Origin of the sequence: Streptomyces sp. BE303, from assembly GCF_036290945.1 — a bacterium.
In the GTDB taxonomy this organism is placed as follows: domain Bacteria; phylum Actinomycetota; class Actinomycetes; order Streptomycetales; family Streptomycetaceae; genus Kitasatospora.
In genome coordinates, this window is record NZ_JAQYWZ010000789.1 from 1 (window position 1) to 6,174 (window position 6,174).

The 6,174-nt window shown below is 75.8% G+C and carries 2 protein-coding genes; both read right to left on the bottom strand.

The genetic code is table 11. The features are described from left to right. Positions 1-2,013: type I polyketide synthase (locus PUR56_RS25695; protein ID WP_329950642.1), on the bottom strand; the 2,013-nt coding region annotated here is incomplete at its 3' end. Between the two features lie 53 nt (positions 2,014-2,066). Continuing rightward, positions 2,067-6,174, bottom strand: a 4,108-nt coding sequence (locus tag PUR56_RS25700; protein ID WP_329950643.1) for a type I polyketide synthase, incomplete at its 5' end; no start/stop codon positions are given.

Here is a 6,174-nt window from a genome sequence, read left to right on the forward strand (position 1 = left end):
CGCCGCCAACTCACCGATCGAATGCCCCGCCACAAAATCAGGCCGAACACCCCACGACTCGAACAAACGGAACAACGCCACCTCCACCGCGAACAACGCCGGCTGCGTCCACCCCGTCTCGTCCAACCCCACACCCGAAACGATCACCTCACCCACCGGCACACCCAACGCCTCCACCACCGCATCGAACGCCGCAGCGAACACCGGCTCCGAGGCATACAACTCACGCCCCATCCCCACCCGCTGACTCCCCTGACCCGAGAACAGGAACGCCAACCCACCAGCCTGCGCAGTACCGCGAACGACCTCCACACCCTCCAGATCACGCAACGCAGCCGGATCACCCAGCGCCACCGCGCGCTCCTCGAAGCTCGCCCGGGTGGTGACCAGGGCGCGGGCCAGGTCGACCAGGCCGTCACCGCCCCGCGTCCGGGCCGCGTCGGCCGACTCGGCGATCCGCAGGGCCTGCTCGCGCAGCGCCTCCGGGGAACGCGCCGACACCACGAACGGCACCACGGACGGCAGCACAGCCGGAACCACCACGGACGGCACCGAGGACGGCGGGCCCGTCTCGGGGTCCGTCCCGGACCCGGCCGGCGGAGCGGTCTCCTCCGCCGCGGCCGGCACCTCGGGCGCCTGCTCGATGATCACGTGCGCGTTGGTCCCACTGGCGCCGAAGGCCGAGACGCCGACCCGGCGCGGGCCGGTCACGGACGGCCACGCGCGCTGCTCGGTGAGCAGTTCCACCGCGCCCGCCGACCAGTTGACGAACGGCGTCGGCTCCTCCGCGTGCAGGGTGCGCGGCAGCACACCGTGCCGGATCGCCAACACCGACTTGATCACCCCGGCCACGCCGGCCGCCGCCTGGGTGTGCCCGATGTTCGACTTCAACGAGCCCAGCAGCAGCGGCTGTTCGGCCGGGCGCTCCTGCCCGTAGGTGGCCAGGACGGCCTGGGCCTCGATCGGGTCGCCGAGCCGGGTGCCCGTCCCGTGCGCCTCCACCGCCTGCACGTCGGCCGTGGCGAGCCGGGCGTCCGCCAGGGCGGCCCGGATCACCCGCTGCTGGGCGGGGCCGTTGGGCGCCGTCAGGCCGTTGGAGGCGCCGTCCTGGTTGACCGCCGAACCGCGCAGCACCGCCAGCACCTCGTGACCCAGCCGCCGCGCGTCCGACAGCCGCTCGACCAGCAGCAGCCCGACCCCCTCGGCCCAGCCGGTGCCGTCCGCGTCCGCCGCGAAGGCCTTGCAGCGGCCGTCGGCGGAGAGCCCGCGCTGGCGGGAGAACTCGACGAAGCCCTGGGCCGTCGACATCACGCTGACCCCGCCGGCCAGCGCCAGGTCCGACTCCCCCGACCGCAGCGACTGCGCGGCCAGGTGCAGGGCGACCAGCGAGGAGGAGCAGGCGGTGTTCACCGTGACCGCCGGACCCTCGAAACCGAAGGTGTAGGAGATCCGGCCGGACGCCACGCTGTCCAGCCCGCCGATGCCCAGGTACCCCTCCAGGTCGCCCGGTGCGTCGTGGAGGCGGGGCGTGTAGTCCGTGCCGGCGAGGCCCGCGAAGACGGCCGTCCGACTGCCCCTGAGCGAGGTCGGGTCGATCCCGGCCCGCTCGAACGCCTCCCACGCGGTCTCCAGCAGCAGCCGGTGCTGCGGATCGGTGGCCACCGCCTCGCGCGGCGAGATGCCGAAGAACTCGGCGTCGAACTCGGCCGTGGTGTCCAGGAATCCGCCGTGCCGAGTGTAGGAGGTGCCGGGCCGGTCCGGGTCGGGGTCGTAGAGCCCGTCGAGGTCCCAGCCCCGGTCGGTGGGGAACTCGGTGATGGCGTCGACGCCCTCCGAGACCAGTCGCCAGAGGTCCTCGGGCGAGCCGACCCCGCCGGGCAGACGGCAGGCCATGCCGACGATGGCGATCGGCTCCCGCTTGGCCCGCTCCACCTCCTCCAGCCGCCGGTTGGCCTGGCGGGCGTCGGCCAAGGCGCGCTTCAGGTAGTCGCGGAGCTTCTGGTCGTTCGACATCGGTGCCTCTCGCATCACGGTCGTTCGGGTGGTCACAGGGGGCCGGACGGCCGTCAGTGGGTGTCGGAGGAGGACGCGTCGCGGTCCATCAGCGCGAACAGTTCCTCGTCGGTGGCGTTCTCCAGGTCGAGCTCGTCGAACCCGTCGCCGCCGATCGCCCCGTCCACCGGGCCGACGTCCCAGCGGTCGACCAGCGCCTTCAGCCGGGCCAGGACCGAGGCGCGCTCCACCCCCGGGTCCTCCGGGCCGGCCAGGGCCCGTTCGAGCGCGGCCAGCGACGCCAGCGCGCCGATCTCCGGCCCCGCCCCGGCCCCGGGGAGTTCGGTGATCAGGTACTCGGCGACGGCCGCCGGCGTCGGGTGGTCGAAGACCAGCGTGGCGGGCAGGTCCAGGCCGGTCCCGGCACCGATCCGGTTGCGCAGCTCGACGGCGGTCAGCGAGCTGAGCCCCAGCTCCCGGAACGCCCGGTCGGGGGCGACCCCGCTGGTGTCGGCATGGCCGAGCACCGCGGCGGCCTCCCGGCGGACCAGGTCGAGCAGCGCCGCCGCGCGCGCCTCCGGCTCGTCGAACACGGCCAGCCTGGCCACCCAGGGTGCGGGGCCGTCGGTCGCCGTCCCGGCCCCGACCACGGAGGCGGTCACCGTCGCGTTGGTCACGACCGCGTCCAGCCAGTAGCGCTGGCGCTGGAACGGGTAGGCGGGCAGCGTGACCGGGCGCGGACGGGCGGCGGCGAACAGTCCCGGCCAGTCGACCGGCACCCCTCGCACCCACAGCTCGGCGGCGGAGAGCAGGAACCGGTCCAGCCCGCCGTGGTCGCGCCGGAGCGTGCCCGCCACCACCGAGCGGCGGGCGGCATCGGCCGCCTGGAGGGTCTCCTGGATCGGCACCGTCAGCACGGCGTGCGGGCTGACCTCGACGAACACGGTGTGCCCCGTCTCGGCGAGCCGCCGGGTGGCGTCCTCGAAGCGGACCGTCTCGCGCAGGTTGGTCACCCAGTACCCGGCGTCCAGCCCGGCCGTGTCGAACCAGTCGCCGGTGACCGTGGAGAGCAGCGGAACCTCCCCGGTCCGCGGGCGGACCGGGGCCAGCAGGTCGAGCAACTCGGCCCGCAGTCCGTCCACCTGGGCGGAGTGCGAGGCGTAGTCGACCGGGATCAGCCGGGCCCGGACGTCCTCCGCGCGGTAGCCGGCGACCAGTTCGGCCAGCGCCTCCGGCTCGCCGGAGACCACGGTCGCCGACGGGCCGTTCACCACGGCGACGGAGAGCCGCTCGCCCCAGGCCGCGATCCGCTCGCCGACCTCGGCCGCGGGCAGCGCGACCGAGGCCATGCCGCCGGCGCCGGAGAGGGCGAGGATGGCGCGGCTTCGCAGGGCGACCACGCGGGCGCCGTCGGCCAGCGAGAGGCCGCCGGCGACCACGGCCGCGGCGATCTCGCCCTGGCTGTGGCCGACCACCGCGTCCGGGCGGACGCCGTGCGCCTGCCAGAGCTCGGCGAGCGAGACCATCACCGCCCAGAGCACCGGCTGGACCACGTCCACCCGGTCGAGCCCGGGGGCGCCGGGGGCGCCGCGCAGGACGTCGACCAGCGACCAGTCGGCGTGCGGGGCCAGGGCGGCCGCGCACTCCTCGATCCGGGCGGCGAACACCGGTGCGGTGTCGAGGAGTTCGACCGCCATGGCGGCCCACTGGGAGCCCTGGCCGGGGAAGACGAACACCGTCCGGCCGGTCACGTCGGCGCTGCCCGTGACCAGCGCGGCGGCCGGGTCCCCGGCGGCGAGCGCACGCAGCGCGGCCGGGTCGCCGACGGCGACCGCACGCTCCTCCAGCGCGCCCCGCGCGGTGGCCAGGGCGTTCGCGACGTCCACCGCGTGGTCGCCGACGGCCGGTTCCCGGTCGTCGGTGGCGGGTTCCCCGCCGCCGGTGGCCGACGGGTCGGTGACCGCCAGCAGCTCGGCGACCCGGGCCGCCTGGGCCCGCAGCGCCCCGGCCGTCCGGGCGGAGACCGGGTACGGCAGCACGGCGGGCGCGGTGCCGCGCTCGGCGGGAACCGCCGCCGGGGCCTGCTCGATGATCACGTGCGCGTTGGTGCCCGAGACGCCGAACGAGGAGACCGCCGCCCGTCGGGGGCGCCCGCTCACCGGCCACTCCCGGGACTCGGTGAGCAGTTCCACCGCCCCCGCCGACCAGTCCACGTACGGCGAGGGCTCGTCGACGTGCAGGGTCTGCGGGAGGACACCGTGCCGGAGCGCCTGGACCATCTTGATGACGCCCGCCGCGCCGGCCGCCGCCTGCGTGTGCCCGATGTTGGACTTCAGCGAGCCGAGCCAGAGCGGCCGGTCCTCCGGCCGTCCCTGCCCGTAGGTGGCCAGCAGGGCCTGCGCCTCGATCGGGTCGCCCAGCGTGGTGCCGGTGCCGTGGCCCTCGACCGCGTCCACGTCGGCGGTGCCCAGACCCGCGTTGGCCAGCGCCTGGCGGATCACCCGCTGCTGGGACGGGCCGCTGGGCGCGGTGAGGCCGTTGGAGGCGCCGTCCTGGTTGACCGCGCTGCCGCGGACCACGGCGAGCACCTGGTGCCCGTTGCGCCGCGCGTCCGACAGCCGCTCGACCAGCAGCAGCCCGACCCCCTCGCCCCACCCGGTGCCGTCCGCGGCGCCTGCGTAGGCCTTGCAGCGGCCGTCCGCGGAGAGGGCGCGCTGCCGGGAGAACTCGACGAACGTGGTCGGGGTGGACATCACGGCCACGCCCCCGGCCAGGGCCAGGTCGCACTCGCCGGACCGCAGCGACTGCGCGGCCAGGTGCAGGGCGACCAGCGAGGAGGAGCACGCGGTGTCCACCGTGACCGCCGGACCCTCGAACCCGAAGGAGTAGGAGATCCGGCCGGACGCCACGCTGCCCGCCGTGCCGTTGCCCAGCCAGCCCTCCAGCTCGGCCGGCACCTCACGGACGCGCGGCGCGTAGTCGTGGTACATCACGCCGGCGAAGACGCCGGTCCGGCTGCCGCGCAGGGTCGCCGGGTCGATGCCCGCGCTCTCCAGCGCCTCCCAGCTGGTCTCCAGCAGCAGCCGCTGCTGGGGGTCGGTGGCCAGCGCCTCGCGCGGCGAGATGCCGAAGAACTCGGCGTCGAACTCGGCCGGGCGCTCCAGGAACCCGCCGTGCCGGGTGTACGAGGTGCCGGGCCGGTCCGGGTCCGGGTCGTACAGCGCGTCGAGGTCCCAGCCCCGGTCGTCCGGGAACTCGCTGACGGCGTCCCGGCCTTCGGCGACCAGGCGCCACAGCTCCTCCGGCGTGGCGACTCCGCCGGGCAGGCGGCAGGCCATGCCGACGATGGCGATCGGCTCGTCGACGCGCGACCGGGTCGACGTCTGCTGCCGGAACGCCACGGCCGTGTCGGCGCGTTCGGCGGCCGGGAGGCCGGCGCCGAGGAGTTCGGTGCGCAGGTGGTCGGCGAGGGCGGTCGGGTTCGGGTGGTCGAAGACCAGCGTCGCCGAGAGCCTCAGCCCGGTGGCCGCGGTGATCCGGTTGCGCAGCTCGACGGCGGTGAGCGAGTCCAGGCCCAGGCTGGTGAACGACCGCTGGGCGCCCACCGATTCGGCGTCCGTGCCGAGCACGGCGGACACCTCCGCACGGACCAGCCGGAGCAGCTCCGCCTGCCGCTCGGTGTCGTCCGGCAGGGCGCCGAGCCGCTGGGCGAGCGTCGCCTCGCCGGGCGCGGTGGCCGGTCCGCCGGCGCCGGCCGTGCGCCGGGCCGGGCGGACCAGACCGTGCAGCAGCACCGGGGCGGTGCGACCGCGCAGGACGGCGAGGTCCAGCGGGGACGGCACGAGGGTCGCCCGGTCGGTCAGCCGCTGGGCGGCGTCGAAGAGCCGGACCCCCTCGGCGGACCCGATCGGCCGGATGCCGAACCGCGCCAGCCGGGCGTGGTCGGCGGCGCCGAGGTGGCCGGTGATGCCGCTGGCCTCCTCCCACTGGCCCCAGGCCAGGGACTGGGCGGGCAGGCCGATCGACCGGCGGTGCGCGGCGAGCGCGTCCAGATAGGTGTTCGCCGCCGCGTAGCTCCCCTGCCCCGGACCACCCAGGACGGCGGCGACGGAGGAGTACAGGACGAACGCGGCCAGGTCGTGGCCACGGGTCAGCTCGTGCAGGTGCCGGGCCCCGTCCGCC